14 protein-coding genes are annotated in these 15267 nt (G+C 67.5%); 6 read left to right on the top strand and 8 right to left on the bottom strand.

Features of this window, described 5'->3' with window-relative positions; genetic code table 11:
• Both WC493_RS14820 and WC493_RS14815 read right to left on the bottom strand, forming a co-directional pair.
• The coding region (locus tag WC493_RS14820) for a transglycosylase domain-containing protein (RefSeq protein WP_373066308.1) at positions 1 to 688 on the bottom strand (688 nt) is incomplete at its 3' end.
• 105 nt (positions 689 to 793) lie between these two features.
• Entirely contained in the window at positions 794 to 1120 is a 327-nt protein-coding gene (locus WC493_RS14815) for a DMT family protein (RefSeq protein ID WP_373066307.1), read from the bottom strand.
• Positions 1121 to 1720: 600 nt separating this feature from the next.
• On the opposite strand from WC493_RS14815, the gene WC493_RS14810 reads away from it, so the two are divergent.
• The 3 genes from WC493_RS14810 to WC493_RS14800 all read left to right on the top strand — a co-directional run bounded on the left by WC493_RS14810 (position 1721) and on the right by WC493_RS14800 (position 7039).
• Positions 1721 to 4687, top strand: coding sequence for a ribonuclease E/G (locus tag WC493_RS14810; protein ID WP_373066306.1), 2967 nt, complete (start codon positions 1721 to 1723; stop codon positions 4685 to 4687).
• Positions 4688 to 4906: 219 nt separating this feature from the next.
• Positions 4907 to 6214, top strand: coding sequence for a M48 family metalloprotease (locus tag WC493_RS14805; RefSeq protein WP_373066305.1), 1308 nt, complete (start codon positions 4907 to 4909; stop codon positions 6212 to 6214).
• A gap of 72 nt (positions 6215 to 6286) precedes the next feature.
• Entirely contained in the window at positions 6287 to 7039 is a 753-nt protein-coding gene (locus tag WC493_RS14800; RefSeq protein ID WP_373066304.1) for a DsbA family protein, read from the top strand.
• A gap of 8 nt (positions 7040 to 7047) precedes the next feature.
• On the opposite strand, the gene WC493_RS14795 is transcribed toward WC493_RS14800, so the two are convergent.
• The gene (locus tag WC493_RS14795; protein WP_373066303.1) at positions 7048 to 8595 is read right to left on the bottom strand and encodes a hypothetical protein; all 1548 of its coding nucleotides are present in this window, start codon (positions 8593 to 8595) and stop codon (positions 7048 to 7050) included.
• Between the two features lie 139 nt (positions 8596 to 8734).
• On the opposite strand from WC493_RS14795, the gene WC493_RS14790 reads away from it, so the two are divergent.
• Both WC493_RS14790 and WC493_RS14785 read left to right on the top strand, forming a co-directional pair.
• Complete coding sequence (locus WC493_RS14790) at positions 8735 to 9154, top strand: CoA-binding protein (protein ID WP_373066302.1); 420 nt, start codon at positions 8735 to 8737, stop codon at positions 9152 to 9154.
• A gap of 107 nt (positions 9155 to 9261) precedes the next feature.
• A complete protein-coding gene (locus WC493_RS14785) occupies positions 9262 to 10545 on the top strand; it encodes an O-acetylhomoserine aminocarboxypropyltransferase (RefSeq protein ID WP_373066301.1) in 1284 nt (427 codons plus the stop codon).
• Between the two features lie 19 nt (positions 10546 to 10564).
• Here WC493_RS14785 and WC493_RS14780 read toward each other — a convergent pair whose 3' ends face one another.
• From WC493_RS14780 to WC493_RS14770, 3 genes are read right to left on the bottom strand one after another with little or no spacing between them, the layout of a single operon-like run.
• On the bottom strand, positions 10565 to 11638 hold the full coding sequence (locus WC493_RS14780) for a COX15/CtaA family protein (protein WP_373066300.1): 1074 nt from the start codon (positions 11636 to 11638) through the stop codon (positions 10565 to 10567).
• A 60-nt stretch (positions 11639 to 11698) separates the two neighbouring features.
• Positions 11699 to 12355, bottom strand: coding sequence for a TetR/AcrR family transcriptional regulator (locus WC493_RS14775; RefSeq protein WP_373066299.1), 657 nt, complete (start codon positions 12353 to 12355; stop codon positions 11699 to 11701).
• Positions 12356 to 12407: 52 nt separating this feature from the next.
• A complete protein-coding gene (locus WC493_RS14770; RefSeq protein WP_373066298.1) occupies positions 12408 to 13661 on the bottom strand; it encodes a cytochrome P450 in 1254 nt (417 codons plus the stop codon).
• A gap of 128 nt (positions 13662 to 13789) precedes the next feature.
• On the opposite strand from WC493_RS14770, the gene WC493_RS14765 reads away from it, so the two are divergent.
• A complete protein-coding gene (locus WC493_RS14765) occupies positions 13790 to 14074 on the top strand; it encodes a hypothetical protein (RefSeq protein ID WP_373066297.1) in 285 nt (94 codons plus the stop codon).
• Here WC493_RS14765 and WC493_RS14760 read toward each other — a convergent pair.
• Positions 14071 to 14898: a phytoene/squalene synthase family protein gene (locus WC493_RS14760; RefSeq protein WP_373066296.1), complete on the bottom strand. Its 828-nt coding sequence runs from the start codon at positions 14896 to 14898 to the stop codon at positions 14071 to 14073. The two genes, WC493_RS14765 and WC493_RS14760, sit on opposite strands and share 4 nt — an antisense overlap.
• 1 nt (position 14899) lies before the next feature.
• Complete coding sequence (locus WC493_RS14755; RefSeq protein ID WP_373066295.1) at positions 14900 to 15265, bottom strand: Mth938-like domain-containing protein; 366 nt, start codon at positions 15263 to 15265, stop codon at positions 14900 to 14902.
• Positions 15266 to 15267 lie beyond the last annotated feature (2 nt).

Genomic DNA, 15267 nt, shown 5'->3' with positions numbered 1-15267 from the left:
GGCGGCCGACGGCGGCATCGTGCTGGCGGATCGGGTGATAGTTCGAAGGCGCCTTGGGCAAGGCCGCGAGATAGGCGATCTCGGCGACCGTGAGCTGGTCGAGCGACTTGTCGAAATAGTTGAGCGCGGCGGCGGCGACGCCGTAAGCGCCCATGCCGAGATAGATCTCGTTCAGGTAGAGCTCGAGGATCTGGTCCTTCGAGAAGGCGCGTTCGATCCGGAAGGCCAGGATCGCCTCGCGGATCTTACGGCCATAGGAGACTTCGTTGCCGAGCAGGAAGTTCTTGGCCACCTGCTGGGTGATCGTCGACGCGCCGACCGGCCGGCGGTCGCTGCCCATGTTGCGCAGGTTGGTGAAGACCGCGCGCAGCACGCCGCCGAAGTCGACGCCGCCGTGATGGTAGAAGTCCTTGTCCTCGGCCGAGAGGAAGGCGCCGATCACCTGGGGCGGGATCTGGCCGATCGGCACGAAGAGGCGCCGCTCGCGCGCATACTCGGCCAGCAGCGAACCGTCGCCCGCGTGCAGCCGCGTGGTGATGGGGGGTTCGTAGACGGCCAGCTGACGATAGTCGGGCAGGTCGCGTGAATAGTGGTGCACAACCCAGAGGCCGCCGAGCAGGCCGACCACCGCCAGGATCAGAAAGACACCAAAGAGAAGCCCGAGAAAGCGCATGTACCGCCGTTGCATGGGTCCGCCCGCGCCGACTTATAGCGGCATTGATGACGCTTGGGGACGTTGGTCCGCGAATATGGCGCCGCTGTGGCAGGGCTGCATCACCGTTGCATCTCTGCCCTAACGTTGGAACATGAAGAAGACCGCGCCCACCAGGCAGGCGAAGGCGGCGAGATGGTTCCAGCGCAGCGCCTCGCCCAGGTAGAAGACGGAAAAACCGGCGAAGACACAGAGCGTAACCACTTCCTGGATGGTCTTGAGCTGGGCCGCCGAGAACTGGCCGTAGCCGATGCGATTGGCCGGTACCGCCAGACAATATTCGAAGAACGCGATGCCCCAGCTCACCAGAATCACTTTCCAGAGCGGCTGGTTGGTGAATTTGAGATGGCCATACCAGGCGACGGTCATGAAGACATTGGAGCAGATGAGCAAAGCGATGGTGGGCACGATCGACCTCGATGTTCGGCCACGGCGCCCGAGGGCCCGCGACATCCCGACATGTCAAATGTGTTGACAGATAAACATTGCCGTAACAATCGGCAGGCCATATTGTTGGCGCCGCGAAAAAAGGCGCCGGCCCGAGGCCGCCGGAGATTCGATCGACCTGCGTGTCGGCCGAATCGCCACCAGGCACCATCGGGCACGCTGTTTCCGAGCGATCGAGTCGACCCGACGGCCCCTGCCGACGCCGGACGAGATAGCCCCCGACAGACTGCGGCACCTTTGCGCCAGGCTCTTTCCATCCGATTTTCACCCAGCACAGAGACAAGTTTCCGCACGTGTCGCCCGATCGCCAGATGGCCAAGACCGAAGCAAGCAAGAGCGGCTCCAACGCCGTTCTTGTTGTCGCCGGTCGCCGTCCCGATCCGCGCGTTGCGCCGTGCCGCCCTCTCGGCGGCCGCACCCACATGCGCTCGATGCCCGTGACCGCGCCGTTAGACCGGCGCCAGGGGGCGATGCGGGGCGCTTCAATCTGTGCCAACCAGCCGGCTCCCTCGCCCGCGCCTTGCTGTGCGCGGCGATCCCGGAGCCCCGGAGATTCACCTAATGGCAACCCGTATGCTCATCGACGCCACCCACCCGGAGGAAACCCGGGTGGTCGTGGTGCGCGGCAATCGTCTTGAAGAATTCGATTTCGAATCCGCGAACAAGAAGCAGCTCAAGGGCAATATCTATCTGGCCAAGGTGACGAGGGTCGAACCCTCGTTGCAGGCGGCTTTCGTCGAATACGGCGGCAACCGGCACGGCTTCCTCGCCTTCAGCGAGATCCATCCCGACTATTACCAGATCCCGGTCGCCGACCGGCAGGCGCTGATCGACGAAGAAGCCGCCGCCCATGCCGACGATGACGAGGACGACGACGAAGAACTGGCCCCCGAAGCCGACACCGAGGCGGAGAGCGAGGACGACGGCGGCCTGATCGAAGTGGTCGAAGCCGACACCGCAACCGAAGTGGTCGGCGCCGGCGGCGACGATGATCGTGGCGGCGACACCAGGGACGAGGACGACAATGGCTCCTCGATCGCCATGGCGGCCGACTTCGACGACCCCGTGCTGGAAGGCGACCCCGACACCCTGAAGGTGGTGGCACCGGAAGCTCCCGCCGAGGCCCCGGTCGCCGATGCGGCCGCTCCCGAGGCTCCCGACACCGAAGCTCCCGCCGCGGCGACGGTTGCCAACGAAACGCCGACCGCCGAAGTGACGGCCGCGCCGGAAGCGGCGCCCGAAACCACCGAAGTACCCGAGGCGGAAACCACGCCGGCTCCCGAGCCGCTGGCCGAAATCATGCCGGCCTTCGTCGTCCCGGCGCCCGCCGCGGACGAAGCCGCGGGCGCGCCCGAGGTCTTCGAAGCCGAGGCGCACGCCCGCCCCCGCTTCCGTCCGCGCCGCTCCTACAAGATCCAGGAAGTGATCAAGCGCCGGCAGATCATGCTGGTGCAGGTCGTGAAGGAAGAGCGCGGCAACAAGGGTGCGGCGCTTACCACCTATCTCTCGCTCGCCGGCCGCTATTGCGTGCTGATGCCGAACAGCCCCCGTGGCGGCGGCATTTCGCGCAAGATCCAGAACCCGGCCGACCGCAAGCGCCTGAAGTCGATCACCTCGGAGCTCGAAGTGCCGAAGGGCATGAGCGTGATCGTCCGCACCGCCGGCCTGAACCGCACCAAACCCGAGATCAAGCGCGACTACGAATACCTGCTGCGCATGTGGGATTCGGTTCGCGAGCTGACCCTGAAATCCGCGGCCCCGGCCCTGGTCTACGAGGAAGGCAATCTGATCAAGCGGGCGATCCGCGACCTCTATTCGAAGGACATCGAGGAAATCCTGGTCGACGGCGAGGAAGGCTACCGCCAGGCCAAGGATTTCATGCGCATGCTGATCCCGAGCCACGCCAAGAACGTGCAGCTCTACCGCGATCGCGTGCCGCTGTTCCATAAGGCTCAGGTCGAGAACCAGCTCGACCAGATGTTCAACCCGACCGTCCACCTGCGTTCGGGCGGCTATATCGTCATCAACCCGACCGAGGCGCTGGTCTCGATCGACGTCAACTCCGGCCGCGCCACGCGCGAGCATAATATCGAAGAGACGGCGACCAAGACGAACCTCGAGGCGGCGGAAGAAATCGCCCGCCAACTCCGCCTGCGCGACCTCGCCGGCCTCGTGGTCATCGACTTCATCGACATGGAAGACCAGCGGAACGCCCGCGCGGTCGAACGCAAGATGAAGGACTGCCTGAAGACGGACCGCGCCCGCATCCAGATCGGCCGGATCTCGCCCTTCGGTCTCCTGGAGATGTCGCGCCAGCGCCTCCGCCCGAGCCTGCTCGAAGCCTCGACCGTGACCTGCCCGCATTGCCGCGGCATCGGTCTCGTCCGCTCCACCGAGTCGACGGCGCTGCACGTGCTGCGCGGCATCGAGGACGAAGGCATGCGCGAGCGCGCCTCGAAAATCGCGGTGAAGATGCCGGAGGCGATCGCCCTCTATCTCTTCAACCACAAGCGGGACGCGCTCCGTTCGCTCGAAGAGCGTTACGATTTCAAGATCCTGCTCGAACTCGACGACACGCTGATCGCCCCTGAATTCCGCATCGAGCGGCTGGCCAATCGCTCGACGCCGGTGCCGGAACAGGTCCAGGCCATCCGCTCCGGCATCTTCCCGATGCCCGATCTCGAGGAAGAGGAAGCCGAGGAGGCCGCAGAGGCCGAGGCGGAGGCCGAAGAGGCGGAGGCGGAAGCAGAAGGCAATGGCGAAGCCGCGGGCGAGAGCGAGAGCGACCGCCGCCGCAAGCGCCGCCGTCGTCGTCGCCGCAACGGCCGCGACCGTGAAGGTGCCGAGGACGGCAGCGCCGAGCCCGAAGAGGGTGCCGAACCCGCCGAGGCCGGTGGAGAGGAAGCCGTCCGCCCCGCCCCCGAGGCGGAAGGCGAGGAAGCCGGCGAAACCGATGGAGAGTCCGAAGGCGATGCGGGCGAGACCGGCGACGCGGGTGACGACGGCCAGCGCCGCCGCCGCCGCCGTGGCCGCCGCGGTGGCCGCCGCCGTCGTGGCGAGGGCGAGGAGGGCGCCGAGGGCGAAGGCAACGCCGAGGCCCCGGCCGAGGGCGAAGCCGCCGTCACCGTGATCGCCATCGAAGACGGCGCCGCACCGGCAGTAGAAGCCGCGATGCCGGCCGAAACCGTCGCGACCGAGACCGTCGAAGCCGTGCCGACCGTGAGCGAAGCGCCTGCTGCCGAAGCCGTGCCGGCGGTGTTCGAACCCGTGGCCCCCGAACCCGTGACACCCGAACCCATGGCACCCGCTCCGGCCGCACCGGCCGACGAGAGCGCCCCCTTCCCCGAGGCGGCGACGCCCGAGGTCGCCGGTGCCGAGGACGAGCCCGCGCCCGAAGCCGTCGCCCTCGGCGAGGCGGAAGCCGTGAACAAGCCGGTCGAGACCATCGTGGGCGGTGCCGCCCTCGACCCCGACGCGCCCAAGCCGCCGCCGCGCCGCGGCTGGTGGCAGCGCCGCTTCGGCAACTGACGCCGTATTTCGGCGGGGTCCACGTCGCCTGTGGCACCCCGCCGAATTATGCTAAGCTCCGCGCCGGGAGCTGGGGGCATCATCGGAGAGTTTGACTTGCAGTCGTCGCCTGCCTCCTCCCGGTTCGCCCGTCGCCGGTCCGCCCGTCCGGGAGCCTCCTCCCTCGCTCGCCGCCTGATCGCCTGGTTCGCCGGCCTGCTCTTGGCCGTTACGGCCATAGTGCCCGCCGCCGTCGCCCAGCAGGCCAAGCAGCGCTCCCTTCAGCTCATCCGTGATGCTGAGGTTGAAGCCTACGTCCGCGCCATGGCAGCGCCGATCTTCAAAGCGGCGGGGCTGGAGGATTCAGCCGTCCGCATCATCCTCATCGAGGACTCGACGCTGAACGCCTTCGTCGCCGGGGGCCAGAACCTGTTCCTGAACACCGGCACCCTGCTCGCGGTGGCGACGCCGGAACAGTTGATGGGCGTGATCGCCCATGAAACCGGCCATATCGCCGGCGGACACCTGGTGCGCAGCACGGATGCGCTGCGCAACGCCTCGATCCAGCAGATCATCGCGACCGTGCTGGGCGCCATCGCCATCCTCAGCGGCGGCGGCGAAGCCGGGGCCGCGATCATGACCGGTGGTTCACAGGTCGCCGTGCGCAGCCTGCTGCAATATTCGAGGACCCAGGAATCGACCGCCGACCAGGCCGCCGTCACCTTCCTGGACAAGCTGCATGTCACTTCGCGCGGGCTGCCCGAATTCCTGGACATCATCCAGCGCGACAATCTGCGGATCCGCGGCGACCAGAATCCCTATGTCTATACCCACCCACTGACCCCGGAGCGCATCGCGGCGCTGGAGACGCGGGTGAGCCAGTCGCCCTATGTCGACGCGGCGGCGGCGCCCATCTATGTCGCCATGCTGGCACGCATCCAGGGCAAGTTGCACGGCTATCTCGACAATCCCGACACGACCCTGCGCCGGATCCTGCCCAGTTCGACCAACTTGGCCGATCGCTATGCGAGGGTCGTGGCGCTCTACCGCAAGCCGGACATCCCACAATTCCTGACCGAGATCGACGCTCTGCTGAAGTCCTATCCCAACGATCCCTATTTCCTGGAATTGAAGGGGCAGGCCCTGCTGGAGAACAACCGCGTCGCCGATGCGGTGGAGCCCTATCGCCTGGCGGTCAAATACGCCCCGAAGGAGCCGCTGATCCGGGTCGGCTTGGCCAGCGCGATGATCGCGACCGAAGACCCGAAGCTGGCCGACGAGGCGATCCGCACCCTCGAGGTCGCGACCAACGAAGACCCCGACAATGCGCTCGCCTGGTACCAGCTCGCGATCGCCTACGGCCGGCGCAACGACATCGGCATGGCCTCGCTCGCCTCGGCCGAGCGTTTCCTGCTGGTCGGCAAGCTGGAAGACGCCTTCACTCAGGCCGAAAAAGCCGAGAAACTGCTGCCTGTCGGCTCGCCCGGCGCCCTTCGCGCCGCCGATATCCGTGAACTCTCCCTGCGCCTCTGGCGCAATCGCGAGTGACCCTGCGCCTCTGGCGTATTCACGACCGACCCTGCGCCCTCGCCGCGATCACAACTACCGGAGCCCCGTGCCATGCGTCGTCTTCTCGCCCCCGCCCTTTCCGTCCTGATGCTCGCCCAGGGGGCGGCTCCCGTGCTCGCCGCCGGTTTCGACGACCAGCAGAAGCAGGAGATCCGGGGCATCGTGAAGGATTACCTGGTGCAGCATCCCGAGGTGATCCTGGAGGCGATCCAGGCCCTGCAAGCACGCCAGGACGCCGAACAGGCGAACGAAGCCAAGGGCAAGATCGCCGATCTGCGCGACAAGCTACTGCGTGACTCGCGCGATCAGGTGATCGGCAATCCCAAGGGCGACGTCACCCTGGTCGAATTCTTCGACTACCGTTGTGGCTACTGCAAGCAGGCCCAGCCGATCGTGATGGAACTGATCAAGGCCGATCCCAAGCTCCGCGTCGTGCTGAAGGAATTCCCGATCCTGGGGCCGGATTCGCTGGTCGCCAGCCGGGCCGCCCTCGCCTCGGTGGCCCAGGGCAAATATGCCGCCTTCCACGAAGCCCTGATCGCCTCGCGCGGCGCCCTGCCCGACGACAAGATCATGGAGATCGCCAAGACGGTCGGCATCGATACCGAGAAGCTGAAGGCCGACATGTCGAGCCCGGCGATCGCAGCCCAGATCGCCGATGCCCATTCCCTGGCCGAGAAACTCGCGATCAACGGCACGCCCAGCTTCATCATCGGCGACCAGCTCATCCCCGGCGCGATCGACCTGGAAGCCCTGAAGAAACTGGTCTCCGACGCCCGCAGCGCCTGCGCCGGCACCTGCTGAAGTTGAAGTCAGCCCGGCGGCGGGACCTTGACGGTAAGCACCATGGTCTCGCCGAAGGCCGGATCGGCACCGGGCCCGATCGAGCCGATGCCGGGAATGGTCAGCGTCGGCCCTCCGGCGCGGCCCTGGGGCGGGTCGGTGATCGAACCGTTCTTTTCCGCGATCACCTTGCCGTCATAGAGCACGGTCACGCGGAAGGCGGCCGACGGCGGCCGCGGCTTGTCCGGATCGGGATAGATCCGCACCCGCACCTGATAGTCGCCGACCAGCGGATTGCCGGCGAAGGTGACGTGCTCGACCGGGTCGGGCAGCAGCACCAGGCCGCCCGCATTGGCATAGCCGTTGGCATCGATGTCGAGCCGGCCCGAGCCGCAGCCGCTCGGCTGGCGCGACCAGATCAGATCGCCGTTCGGGCAGCGCACATGGATGTCGAGATCCGCCCGGTTGTCCCAGGCCAGGATGAATTCGAGCCGGCCGCGCTGGCCGCCCCGCTCCTCGACCCGGCGGCGATCCTCGGCGACCTGGCCGGACGGCGCCTCGGCCCGAGGCGGTTGGGCGGCCGGCGGTTGGGCGGGGGGCGGTTCGGGCGCAGGCGGCGGTTCGGGCCGCGGTGTCGGCGTGGGCGGTGTCTCGGGTGGCGTTTGCGGCGGCCGCGGCGGCTCGGGGGGCGGCGCGGCCGGGGTTTCCGGGATCGCCGGGCGGCAGGCCGCTGCTTTTTCCGCGAGTTTGCGCTGCAGGTCGGACAGTTCGCGTTGCAGGTCCTGTTCCTGCCCTTTCAGGCCCTGGAGTTCGCTGGCGATACCGATTTCTTCCGGTGGCACTTCACAGACCAGGGCCGGCTCGCCGAAGAAAGCGGAGAGCCAGCCCCGCTGATAGGCCCATAGGCCGATCACCCCGGCGGCCAGCAGCGCGAGCACGATCAGCGTGACGATGAAGGGCCAGGTCCAGGGCCAGGGAGCCCGCGGTGGCCGGGGGGCGGTCGCGATCACCGCTTCGGCCACCGGAATTGTGCCCGCTGCGACGGTGCCGGCGGCGGCCGGCGGTGCCCCGGGAGGTGGGGGCGGCGGCGCGATCACCGGCGAGAAGGCATGCAGGAGACCCCGGGCCGGCGGCAGGCCGCGACCCGTCGGATCCAGCGCCAAGGCGCCCCAATCGGTCAGCACGACCTGGTCGCCGACCAGATAGATTCGGTCCAGGCCGGGAATTTCGATCGCGGCCGCCAGGGTGGCGCCGAGGCGCCGCTCGTCCGCGTCGCTGCTGGCGGCGAGTCGGCCGGCCTCGCCCCGGATGGCGCCGACCAGGCGGCCGAGCCGCACCTGCACCCCTTCGCGCTCGGCCGCGGGCAGGTCGACGAAGCGGCTGATCGGACCTTCGAGATCGCTGTGCCATTCGGTAAAGGCGCCGACCACGACCGGCCGGGGGAACAGGGCGGCATAGGCGAGGCCGAGGCGCCGCGCCAGGAGCCCGGCGATTTCCCCCTGGGCTGCCGAAGCGGGCCGTCCTTCGATGTCGATGGCTTGGACCCGGTCGGTCCGTGTCGTCGCGACGAGCGTCATGATCGCCTGAAATTACCCCGCCAGATGTCCGCCATGCCGCCCCACCCCGATGCGGCGCAGTGTAGACGATGACCGGCCGGGCGCACAGTGATTGACGTCACCGCCGCCCGGCGCTCAACTCCCGCCACAAGGAGGAGCCATGCCCTACCCAAGCGACGATGCCGCCATCCGCCGCCTGCTGACCGAGACCCGGGTGATCGCCCTGGTCGGCGCCAGTCCCAATCCGGCCCGGGCCTCGAACGACGTCATGGAGTATCTCCTGCATCGTGGCTACCGGGTGATTCCGGTCAACCCGGGCCAGGCCGGCAAGCAGATCCTGGGCCAGACGGTGGTCGGCCACCTGGCCGAGATCGCCGAACCCGTCGACATGGTGGACATCTTCCGCGAACAGGGCGCACTTGCCGGCGTGGTCGACGAGGCGATCGCGATCGGCGCCAAGGCGGTCTGGATGCAGCTCGGCCTGGCCGACGATGCCGCCCGCACCAAGGCCGAGGCGGCGGGATTGGCGGTCGTGATGGACCGCTGCCCGAAGATCGAAATCCCCCGTTTGCGCATTTAGCGAAATGTATATGTGAAAAAATTCTATAGACACACCAGAGACGGAAAAGTCTGGACTGCGCCCCGAATCCGTCGTCAGAATGGCGCCCTGTTTCATGGAGACCAGGAATGAGCGAGCAAAAGCCTGCCTTCGAAACCCGCACCATCCATGCCGGTGCCGCCCCCGACCCGACGACCAAGGCGCGGATCACGCCGATCTACCAGACCGCGTCCTATGTCTTCGACGATGTCGACCATGCGGCGGCGCTGTTCGGCCTGCAGGCCTTCGGCAACATCTACACCCGCATCATGAACCCGACCAATGCGGTGCTCGAAGCCCGCATCGCCGACCTCGAGGGCGGCACCGCGGCGCTCGCCGTCGCCTCGGGCCATGCGGCGCAGTTCCTGGTGTTCCACACCCTGCTGGCCCCCGGTGACAAGTTCCTGGCCTCGCGGAAGCTCTACGGCGGTTCGATCAACCAGTTCGGCCACAGCTTCAAGTCCTTCGGCTGGGAAGTGATCTGGGTCGATTCCGATGATCCGGAGAATTTCGAGCGTGCCTTCGTGCCCGGCGTCAAAGCGATCTTCGTCGAATCGATCGCCAATCCGGGCGGCGTGGTGACCGATCTCGATGCCGTCGCGGCGGTCGCCAAGCGCCACCACGTGCCGCTGATCGTCGACAACACCCTGGCCACGCCCTATCTGATCCGGCCCTTCGAGCACGGCGCCAACATCGTCGTCCATTCGGCGACCAAGTTCCTGGGCGGCCACGGCAATTCGATCGGCGGCCTGATCGTCGACGGGGGCAATTTCGACTGGCTGGCGGACGACAAATATCCCCAGCTCTCCAAGCCCAATCCGTCCTATGCCGGGCTCGAGATCGGCAAGACTTTCGGCAATATCGCGCTCGCCATCGCCGCCCGCGTGCTGGGGCTCCGCGACCTCGGCCCGTCGCTCGCGCCGATGAACGCCTTCCTGATCCTGACCGGGACCGAGACCCTGGCGCTCCGCATGGAGCGGCATTCGTCGAACGCCCTCGCGGTCGCCAAGCATCTGGCGTCGCACCCCAAGGTGGCCTGGGTCTCCTATGCCGGGCTCGAAGGCGACAAGTATCATGCCCTGGCCCGCAAATACGCACCCAAAGGCGCCGGCGCCGTCTTCACCTTCGGCCTGAAGGGCGGCTATGACGCCGGCGTGAAGCTCGTCCAGGGGGTCAAGCTGTTCTCCCACCTGGCCAATATCGGCGACGTGCGCAGCCTGATCATCCATCCGGCCTCGACCACCCACAAGCAGCTGTCGCCCGCCCAGCGCACCGCTGCCGGCGCCGGTGACGACGTCGTCCGCCTGTCGGTCGGCATCGAGAATGTGGTCGACATCATCGCCGACCTGGACCAGGCCCTGGCCCAGATCTGACGAAGCCGGCGCGCCGGGCTCAGGCCCGGCGCAGCCGATGGGCCAGGTTGAGGCCCAGCGTGAAGAGCACGAAGGCGCCTGCCTGGTGCAGCGCGCCGAGCGAGACCGGCACCACGGCGAGCAGGGTCCAGACGCCGAGCAGGAACTGGATCACCACCATGGCGGCGACCAGCGCCGCCGCCGGCCGCGCGGCTGGCACCCGGCGGGACGCAATCCAGGCCAAGGCCAGCACCGCCAGGGCGGCGATTTCCGCCATATGGCGGTGCAGGAACTGCGCCGTGATCGTGTTCTCGAAGGGATCGATCCAGGCCGGCACGGTCGTGAACATGCCGGCCGGCACCAGGTCGCCGTCCATCAGCGGCCAGGTGTTGTAGGCGAGGCCGGCATCGAGCCCGGCGACGAAAGCACCCAGGACGATCTGCAGGAAGATCAGGACGACCGCCGCCGTCGCCAGTTTGGCGAGACCGGGCGAGAGAGCCTGCGCCACCCTGCCCCGCAGCATGTCGAGCGCGGTCCAGAACACCGCGGCATGAATGAGGAAGGCGACCGAGAGATGGGCCGCCAGCCGGTATTGCGAGACCGAGACGCGCTCGCTCAGGCCCGACGCCACCATGAACCAGCCGAGCCCGCCCTGCAGCCCGCCGAGTACCAGGATCCCGCCAAGCCGCCAAGCCATCGGCCGGTCCAGCCGGCCGCGCAGCAGGAACCAGGCGAAGGGCACGAAGAAGGCGAAGCCGATCAGCCGGCCGAGCAGGCGATGCGCCCATTCGAACCAGAAGATTTCCTTGAACTCGGCCAGCGTCATGCCGTGGTTCAACTGGGTATATTGGGGGATCTGCTGATACTTGCCGAATTCCTCCATCCAGGCCGCTTCCGAGAGCGGCGGGACGGCGCCGGTGACCGGCTTCCATTCGGTGATCGAGAGGCCGGAGCCGGTCAGCCGCGTGACCCCGCCCAGCACCACCATGGCCAGCAGCAGGGCCGAGACGACGAAGAGCCAGGTCGCCACGGCCCGCCGGGCCTGCGCCGTCATGGCGCCGCCGCTACCGATTCCCGCCTGTTGGCCCTGCCACTGCTGACCGGCAACGCTCATGTCCGCTCCTCACGCGATGATCGCGCGACCATAAGAGATCGCCGCTGCCGGGACCAGTGCTCAGGCACCGAGGGGCAGGAAGGGCGGCGTCTCGTCCGCGATACCGAGATTGGCGAGCAGGCGGCGCCGCGCCGCCGGCTTCAGCAGCGGCCCGAAGGCCTGGAGATGCTGGAAAATGCCCCAGTCGACTTCGCCCATATCGGCCTCGGGCACATTCATCTCGCGGAAGAATTCATGGGCGAAGCGGACCAGGACGATCGCATTGGTGACCAGGGGACCGATCCATTCCTCGCCCACATCGAGGTGCCCCTCCTCGCGCAGCGCCATGAAGTAGCGCGCCATCTGCTCGAAGGTGCCCTCGTAGATCCCCGTGATATGGGCCAGCATATGGCCCGAATGCTCGCCGTAATCGGCCCGGTCGCGGAAGATGAAGCGGAAATCGCGCACTTCCGACGACAGCGCCCGCAGGAAGCCCGCGTAGGAATCGAGGATGTCCTCCTCGCCCGGGCCGAGCTTCAGGCGCTGCTTCGCCCGCTCGACATAGAGGGCCGAGACGACGTCGAGCAGCGCCCGCTTGCTCTTGAAATGATACCAGAGGTTGCCCTCGGTAATGCCGAGGTCGGCCGCCAGTTCGGCGGTCGTCACATTGCCGAAATGCCGCTCGTTGAACAGGCGGATGGCGGCTTCGATGATGCGTTGGCGGGTGTTCCGGGCCATAGGCCCAGGTCTAGCCGATCGAAGCCGCCCTGTCAGCATTGCGGGCGCAGACTCAGGCGTGCAGGCGGACCGGCACGACCTCGTAGCCGTTGACGAAATTGGACGACACGCGCTGCGGCTCGCCCACCAGTTCGACGAAGCTGAAGCGCTTCATGATCTCTTCCCACAGCACACGGAGCTGCATCTCGGCCATGCGGTTGCCCATGCAGCGGTGGATGCCGAAGCCGAAGGAAATGTGATGGCGCGCCCGCGCCCGGTCGATCAGGAAGTCGTCCGGCCGCTCGATCGCCGTCTCGTCCCGGTTGCCGGAGCAATACCAGAGCACGACCTTCTGGCCCTTCTTGATCTGCTTGCCCTTGAACTCGAAATCCTGGGTCGCGGTGCGGCGCATGTGGGAGAGCGGGGTCTGCCAGCGGATCACTTCGGAGACCATGCTGGGGATCAGGCTGCGGTCGGCGCGCAGCTTGGCATATTCGGCCGGGTTCTGGTTGAGGGCGACGACACCGCCCGAGATCGAATTCCGCGTCGTGTCATTACCGCCGACGATGAGCAGCATGATGTTGCCGATGAATTCCATCGGGTCGTTCACCATCCCCTTGGTCTCCGGGTTGTGGGCCAGGAGGGAGATGAAGTCGAACTTGGGCGGCCGGGCGGCGCGCTCGTGCCACAGCTTGGTGAAATAGGCCAGGCATTCCATCAGCACGCGGTGGCGCTCCGCCATGTCGGCGGCGACGCCCACGGCATCGGACGAGGTCGAGATGTCCGACCAATAGGGCAGCAGATAGCGGTCTTCGAAGGGCAGGTCGAAGAGCGTCGCCAGCATCTGGGTAGTCAGTTCCTTCGAGACCCGCTCGACCCAGTTGAAGGTCTCGCCCAGCGGCAATCCGTCCAGGATGGCGCCGGCACGGGCGCGGATCAGGTCCTCCAGTTCGGCGAGGCGGGTCGGGCCCACGGCCGGCGAGGCGGCCAGGCGCTGCTGATCGTGCTTCGGCGGGTCCATGGCGATGAACATGGGCGGCTCGAAACCGTCGGTCGCATCGCCGATGATGATCGACGGGCTCGACGAGAAGACCTTGGTATTGGTCTCGACCGCCACGATGTCGTCGAAGCGGGTGATCGACCAGAACGGACCGAACGGGCTCTCGGCCACGAAATGGACCGGATCCTCGTCGCGCAGGCGGCGGAAATAGGCGCCGTGCACATTGTTCAGGAACAGTTCCGGCCGGCTCGGATCGAGGGTCTCGATCGGCAGGTGATAGGGGTCCGGAATGGCGGGGGTCTCAAGAGAAAGCGCTGCCTGGGCCACGGTGTCCTCCCTGTTTTCATTTTTATAATAGGGTTTATACCCTAATAATTCGCACTTGCCAATGCCGAAGCGGGCGCCTTGCCCGCCGGCCCCCGACAAGGCAGGATGCGCCCCGAAGGAGAAACGCCATGGCGCAAGAACCGATCGAAACGAGGCAGAGCGGCCCGAGTTGCTCGGTGAACGGCGACTGCGCCGACGCGATCGACCCGGCGCGCCGCATCGCCTTCTGGGGCGGGCTGTTCGGCGCCGTGATCGGCCTTTTGATGCTGCGCAATCTGAATGGGCCGGAATATGGCCTCGACCAAGTGACGCTCTACACCCTGGCCACGGTGCCGCCCTTCGCCTTCTGGGGCCTCACGCTCTTGGTCGCACAGCGCCTGATCGCGCGCCGCGACGCGCGGCAGGGGCGCTAGAGCCGGCCGCCGAGGGCGGCGCTGCCGACACGGAGGAGGCGCCGCAGGGGGCGCGGCGGCACCGGCGCGAAGGGGTCGTGCCCCTGCCCGGCCAGGTCCTTCAGCCAGCCGCGGGCGATGCTGACGGGCAGGAGCGCCGCCCGCGCCTGTCGCGGCAGCTTGCGGGCTTCTTCTGCCGCCTCGTCGAGATGTTCGCGGGCGTGGCCGGCCAATTCGCCGACCAGCGCCTTCAGGCCAGGCGACGGCTGACCCGCGAAGACATCCTCCGCCTCCACGCCGTGGCGCGCCAGATGGTCGGCCGGGAGATAGAGGCGCCGGCTGCCGGCGTGGAAGGGCAGCGCGCGGAGAAGCCCGGCCAAGCCGTAGCCGATGCCGGCACCATGGGCGGCCGCCCTGCCCTCTCCCCCCGTTCCCAGCGCCGCTAGCGCCAGTTCGATCAGCGCGGCCGAGGCACCGTCGAGATAGCTCGAGAGGCTGGCCAGGGTCGGCGGCGGCTGGTCGTCGAGGTCCAACTCGCGGGCATCGAGCAGCCGTTCGAAGGCGTCGAGCGGAAGCTCGAAATCGGCGATCGCCTGGGCCAGCGGCTGCACCACTTCATGGGCGCGCGGCGCCTTGCCGGCGGCGATCTCGGCCAGGGCGTCACGCCACCATTGCAGGCGGATCTGGCCGATCATGGCGTCCGAAACGATTTCCCGGATGCGTGCCACTTCGAAATTGAAGGCATAGAGGGCGAAGAGCGCCTCGCGCCGCTCAGGGGGCGCGAAGAGCACGGTCAGGAAGCGGTCCGGATCATGGTCGCGGACGAATTCGGCCAGCGTCGCCACGTCAGGCGACCGGCACCAGGGCGGCGGCCACCAGCCTGCCTTCGGCCGCCAGCACGTTGTAGGTGCGGCAGGCCGCGCCCGTATCCATCACGTCGAAGCGGAGCCCGGCCGCCTTCAGCGCCTCGCGCACGGGCTTCGGCGGCAGCGCGAAGGTCTTACCGCTGCCGATCAGCAGGAATTCGAAGTCGTCCCGTACCGCCAGCAGGGGCTCCACCGTCACCTGGCCGAGGTCGGCGACCGGCCAGGCGATCAAGGCCTTGGGCGTCAGCAGCAGGCCGCCGGCATAGGCCACGCCCTCGATCCGGAACCCGCCGTCGCCGTATTTCTCGATCCGGCGGACGGCTTGGTCCAGTTCGCGGAGTGCCATGG

The sequence above is a fragment of the Zavarzinia sp. genome, assembly GCF_041650655.1.
Classification (GTDB): Bacteria; Pseudomonadota; Alphaproteobacteria; order Zavarziniales; family Zavarziniaceae; genus Zavarzinia.
The sequence above is the reverse complement of the archived record's forward strand: the minus strand, read 5'-3'. Positions and strand labels throughout refer to the sequence as shown.

Bases quoted from the DNA above. Each gene is read 5' to 3' on its own strand.
- WC493_RS14810 (WP_373066306.1), top strand. From the start codon at position 1,721: ATGGCAACCCGTATGCTCATCGACGCCACCCACCCGGAGGAAACCCGG.
- WC493_RS14800 (WP_373066304.1), top strand. From the start codon at position 6,287: ATGCGTCGTCTTCTCGCCCCCGCCCTTTCCGTCCTGATGCTCGCCCAG.
- WC493_RS14795 (WP_373066303.1), bottom strand. From the start codon at position 8,595: ATGACGCTCGTCGCGACGACACGGACCGACCGGGTCCAAGCCATCGAC.
- WC493_RS14790 (WP_373066302.1), top strand. From the start codon at position 8,735: ATGCCCTACCCAAGCGACGATGCCGCCATCCGCCGCCTGCTGACCGAG.
- WC493_RS14785 (WP_373066301.1), top strand. From the start codon at position 9,262: ATGAGCGAGCAAAAGCCTGCCTTCGAAACCCGCACCATCCATGCCGGT.
- WC493_RS14780 (WP_373066300.1), bottom strand. From the start codon at position 11,638: ATGAGCGTTGCCGGTCAGCAGTGGCAGGGCCAACAGGCGGGAATCGGT.
- WC493_RS14775 (WP_373066299.1), bottom strand. From the start codon at position 12,355: ATGGCCCGGAACACCCGCCAACGCATCATCGAAGCCGCCATCCGCCTG.
- WC493_RS14765 (WP_373066297.1), top strand. From the start codon at position 13,790: ATGGCGCAAGAACCGATCGAAACGAGGCAGAGCGGCCCGAGTTGCTCG.
- WC493_RS14755 (WP_373066295.1), bottom strand. From the start codon at position 15,265: ATGGCACTCCGCGAACTGGACCAAGCCGTCCGCCGGATCGAGAAATAC.